Origin of the sequence: Kroppenstedtia guangzhouensis (genome assembly GCF_014637345.1) — a bacterium.
GTDB lineage: Bacteria > Bacillota > Bacilli > Thermoactinomycetales > DSM-45169 > Kroppenstedtia > Kroppenstedtia guangzhouensis.
This window is the reverse complement of the sequence record NZ_BMEX01000027.1, coordinates 1-3,395: the sequence shown is the minus strand read 5'-3', so window position 1 is coordinate 3,395 and position 3,395 is coordinate 1. Positions and strand designations below refer to the sequence as shown.

Below are 3,395 nucleotides of genomic sequence, written 5' to 3'. Positions count from 1 at the left end.
CGGTAGCCTTCGGGGTACCGGGATCAGTACCACCATCGGTACCGGTAGCCTTCGGGGTACCGGGATCAGTACCGCCATCGGTACCGGTAGCCTTAGAGGTAACTTTCGTTTTAGAACTGTCTGATTCTTTCTGTCGGGGAGCCTCTATTGTCGTTGCAACCTCTTCCTGTCCGGTTTCGATATCATCCGGGACCCATTGCTTGATCGCGCTCACTTTTCTCCCCAATCGATTTTCCCGCGCCAACTGTCATTCCCCCTTATTTTTCTCCAGTGACACCGCGACTTCCAAACGAGAACGGTACTTTGCAAAGGCATCCGGTCCCGCTAACCGGGCCATCAGCTCAACAAGCACTGGTTGGTAAGGAGCCACACCGCTAATCAGCTTGGGGTTTTCCTCCGAAAGTCCCTCTACGGGGAGACGACCGGTATCTGCCAAGCGTTTCACGATCGAGTCAAAAACAACGTGGGAATACATCGACTCTGGCATAAGCTGTGGAAATGTCTTCTCCATGATAATCGGAAACTCTTCCCGCACCAATTCAAGAAGATCCTCGTGGTCCCATCTACGCCCATCAATCAAGGCAGGGAGGATTCCAAGGAGCTGCAGCCCCGGATTCATCCGTCGTCCTTCATCAAGTACACTGATACATCTGCCCAGGGCGGAGTGCGCGAACTTGGAGCACTCGAACATGATTACTGCTCCATCAGCGGCTATGATCGCGTTCAACGTAGTTTCACCCAAGGATGGCGGCGTGTCTATGATGCAATAATCATATTCATCCGCAACTGGCGCAAGGGATTTCTTCAATGCCTGCAGCGGGCGCGGATCGCTATCATTCAGACTATATTTTTTATAGAGCTTTTTCGGCAACCGGGAGAGAAGGTCGTTGGCCGGCACCAGATCCAGATTCTCCATCTCGGGGAAGTAATCACCCATATGAAGCCGGTACTGGCGCACATCTTCGGCTAAACACGCCTCAAGCGCCGTTTTCTCATAAATATCGTCGTCATAGATGTCCTCTTTCTGGGTTAACATTTCCGTCAAATTTCCCTGTCCGTCCATGTCGATAGCCAATACTTTGTACTTCTGAGCGAGCAAGAAAGCAATGACGCCTGAGGTCATGGTTTTTCCGCTCCCGCCCTTCTGCACAATGAAGGTGATCGTCTTCACTTCTTCAGCCCCCTATCGTCTTTTCAGCTATTTACTCCGTTACTTTCGCAACTCTTCCCAGGCCGGATATTCGTTGTCAGGCTACCAAATAGTTTCAGCTTTTGGGTTCGGAAACCCTTTCCAAACGGTTAACGTCATTCCTTAGGTTTGTATCTCACTATGGATACTGATAAATAATATCAAAAATTAGCACAAAGTAATCCTTGACCACTATAAATAATGTATAATATTATAAAAGCGAGAAAAGAGGTGACTGTTAATTGATTGTTTACACACCGGAAGAAGTTGCCGAAAAGTTAAAAATCAAGACCGAAACTGTACGAAGATATCTTCGTACAGGAAAGCTTAAAGGTGCAAAGCTTGGAAAGCATTGGCGTGTTTCTGAAAAGCAACTAGAGGAATTTTTTGAAAAACAGTCTGAAGAAAGTCAAGTAAAATGCGGATAAAGAAATAAGCCCCTCGGTTCGAGTTTGGCCACTCACCGAAAGGGCTTAAAAACCACGACCCAAGAAATTGGAAAACAGGTCGCTTAACTATTATATTCAACATCCTCATTGTAACACCTCTCATCCCGAAAACAATCAGGAAAATATAGGGATTGAGGGAGTTGATGAGGGAGCGACCTCTTCCTCTCTTGCTTGGGTAAAAAGGGAGAGGTTTTTATGCAAAAATCATCGTTTATCCAATCTGGAAAAAAAGCTAGGGAAGAATTGTATCTTCCTCCATTGCGTTTTGTTGTAACGGACAACTGGGTGGATGTCTTGGGACATGACGCTTTCATTGCCTGGCTCAAGTTTCACACCTGGGTGGATCGTCGGGATGAGAACCGGGAAAACGACCGGGTTCCTTACTCACTTGAAGATGTGTGGACAAAACTGGGCATGAAAAAAAAGAAGTTCTATGAAAAAATTGCGAGACCTTTATGGGAGTACGGTCTGATTGATATTGTCGAATATGAAGAGTCTAACAGGAAATCTCAGAAACCCAAAAACATCATCGTTTACACGTCACCGGCTAACACACATGAGACTGAAACAAAGCCGCTTGAAAAGTTGCGGGATTGGTCAAAGGATTATGGGTCCATCTCTCAATTCTACGGGAAAAAAGGCGGACGACCGAAGAAAGATGACCACGGTTTCCAAATGGAAACGGTAGAAAAGGACGGTTTCCAAACGGAAACGGTACACGGTTTCCAAATGGAAACGGTCACGGTTTCCAAACGGAAACCCAATAATGTATCAAATATCTCTAATAACGTATTAAATAATCTTATTAATGCAGAAAACAACAACAACCCTGATCGGTCTGGCGGCACCCAAACAAAAACCGAAAAACAAAAGAGTATTGTTGTTGACGTCCAATCCGCCTGGAAGGAATCTTTTAAAACCGATCTTCCTGTGTCCAAAGCCCGCCTCTTCCTGAAAGACGCAAACCAAGACGTTAACACCGTTTTGGATGCGATCAAGGCGGCAGCCAAAAAGAAACCGGATAATCCTATCGGTGCGGTTGTATACGGGATCAAATACGGATGGGACGAAGTACCGGAGAAGAAACAACCGGACAAGCCCTATCGCTCTGGAAGCCAAAACAATGATGACCTGCGCCCACCACGGGCTGTCGCGGAGGCGATAGAACGGGAAGCGAAAGGAGAAAAAGTTCCCGACGGAGAGGTAGATCCGGAAACAGAAGCCCGATTGAGAGCCAAGTTAAACCGGATGCGGGAGCGACTCGGTCAACGTCAGAAGTTACCTATTAATTAAACCAGTTTGCCCCCCAAACCCGCTCCTGAGAGCTAAGAGCCAGTCTTATCGGGAGAGGGGAGGCGACAACGATTTCAAAACAGGAAAGTCTATCGTTGTCGCCTTGTTTTATGTATTTATATATTGTTTGTATTGCAAACTGGTCTGTGTTGAAGGGAAGCCCTTTAAACGGCTTTTAAATATCACCTAGTACTCTTGCCCTCCAATAATCTTTATATTCGTCAGGAGGAGGCTCTCAGCGCCGGAGAGGGGCTATTCTTCCCCGGTGTCCGGTTCACTTCCCGACTCCCCCCGGGCGCCTGGTCCGCTCCGGATCTCACCGGGGAAGCTCTCGGGGGCAGTGCCGGGCCGCCAATCTCCCCCCCCATCACCCGGGCACCCCCGGTAGTGGCAGAACGTCGGGGACACTCCCGGACGGACCGAGGAAGTGGTCGGGAGGGAAGCAGCAGCCGAACAGGAGCGCC

The 3,395-nt window shown here is 48.2% G+C and carries 5 protein-coding genes; 2 read left to right on the top strand and 3 right to left on the bottom strand.

Going from position 1 to position 3,395, the window contains the following annotated elements; translation table 11 throughout:
• The coding region (locus IEV46_RS16760) for a hypothetical protein (RefSeq protein ID WP_229736201.1) at positions 1-244 on the bottom strand (244 nt) is incomplete at its 3' end.
• A gap of 3 nt (positions 245-247) precedes the next feature.
• The gene (locus tag IEV46_RS16755; RefSeq protein ID WP_188433665.1) at positions 248-1,171 is read right to left on the bottom strand and encodes a ParA family protein; all 924 of its coding nucleotides are present in this window, start codon (positions 1,169-1,171) and stop codon (positions 248-250) included.
• 260 nt (positions 1,172-1,431) lie between these two features.
• On the opposite strand from IEV46_RS16755, the gene IEV46_RS16750 reads away from it, so the two are divergent.
• Positions 1,432-1,617: a helix-turn-helix domain-containing protein gene (locus IEV46_RS16750; protein WP_188433664.1), complete on the top strand. Its 186-nt coding sequence runs from the start codon at positions 1,432-1,434 to the stop codon at positions 1,615-1,617.
• 216 nt (positions 1,618-1,833) lie between these two features.
• Complete coding sequence (locus tag IEV46_RS18520; protein ID WP_505712044.1) at positions 1,834-2,931, top strand: hypothetical protein; 1,098 nt, start codon at positions 1,834-1,836, stop codon at positions 2,929-2,931.
• A 221-nt stretch (positions 2,932-3,152) separates the two neighbouring features.
• On the opposite strand, the gene IEV46_RS18240 is transcribed toward IEV46_RS18520, so the two are convergent.
• A partial coding sequence (locus IEV46_RS18240) for a hypothetical protein (RefSeq protein WP_229736199.1) occupies positions 3,153-3,395 on the bottom strand: 243 nt, incomplete at its 5' end.

What these genes read in the sequence shown, in the direction of transcription:
- IEV46_RS18520 (WP_505712044.1), top strand. Translation starts at nt 1,834, where the DNA reads ATGCAAAAATCATCGTTTATCCAATCTGGAAAAAAAGCTAGGGAAGAA.